Genomic DNA, 1,024 nt, shown 5'->3' on the forward strand with positions numbered 1-1,024 from the left:
CTGGAACCACTTCGGGTCCGGGACCGGCTCCTCCTTCGGATCGTCCGGGTCCTTCTTCGGCAGGTCGTAGTTCTGGCCCAGCAGGCTGGAACCGATCGGCTTGCCCTCGGACTTCACGATCGAACCGTTGGCCTTGTCACCGAACGCCACCTGCGAGATACCGGTGACCAGCAGCGGGTAGGCGACCCCCAGGATCACGGTCAGCACGAGGAGCGCGCGCAGGGCGGTGAAGTGGGTCCGCACGACGGCGGGCAGGGGCTTGGACATTGCGGTGGACTCCTCTCTCAGCTCAGGCCGGGAATGAACTGCACGACCAGGTCGATCAGCTTGATGCCGACGAACGGCACCACCAGACCTCCGAAGCCGTAGATCCCGATATTGCGCCGCAGCAGTGAACCGGCATCGGAAGGGCGGTACTTGACGCCGCGCAGGGCCAGCGGGATCAGGCCGATGATGACCAGGGCGTTGAAGATGATCGCCGAGGTGATCGCGGACTGGGGGCTGTGCAGGCCCATGATGTTGAGGTGGCTCAGACCCGGGTAGACCCCGGCGAACATCGCGGGGATGATCGCGAAGTACTTGGCCACGTCGTTGGCGATCGAGAAGGTGGTCAGCGCGCCGCGGGTGATCAGCAGCTGCTTGCCGATCTCCACGATCTCGATCAGCTTGGTCGGGTTGGAGTCCAGGTCGACCATGTTGCCGGCCTCCTTGGCCGCCATCGTCCCGGTGTTCATCGCGACGCCGACATCGGCCTGGGCGAGCGCGGGGGCGTCGTTGGTGCCGTCGCCGGTCATCGCGACCAGCTTGCCGCCCTCCTGCTCCTTCTTGATCAGGGCCATCTTGTCCTCGGGCGTGGCCTCGGCGAGGAAGTCGTCCACCCCGGCCTCCTCCGCGATCGCCTTGGCGGTCAGCGGGTTGTCACCCGTGATCATGATGGTCTTGATGCCCATCCGGCGCAGCTCGTCGAAACGCTCCCGCATGCCCTCCTTCACCACGTCCTTGAGGTGGATCACACCCAGGACCT

The 1,024-nt window shown here is 65.4% G+C and carries 2 protein-coding genes; both read right to left on the minus strand.

The window, feature by feature from the left end; genetic code table 11:
• Nucleotides 1-267, minus strand: a 267-nt coding sequence (locus ACH4J0_RS43360; protein ID WP_396246680.1) for a potassium-transporting ATPase subunit C, incomplete at its 3' end; no start/stop codon positions are given.
• A gap of 17 nt (nt 268-284) precedes the next feature.
• A partial coding sequence (locus tag ACH4J0_RS43365; RefSeq protein ID WP_396246681.1) for an HAD-IC family P-type ATPase occupies nt 285-1,024 on the minus strand: 740 nt, incomplete at its 5' end.

Source organism: Kitasatospora sp. NPDC017646, from assembly GCF_044329365.1.
Taxonomy (GTDB): Bacteria; Actinomycetota; Actinomycetes; order Streptomycetales; family Streptomycetaceae; genus Kitasatospora.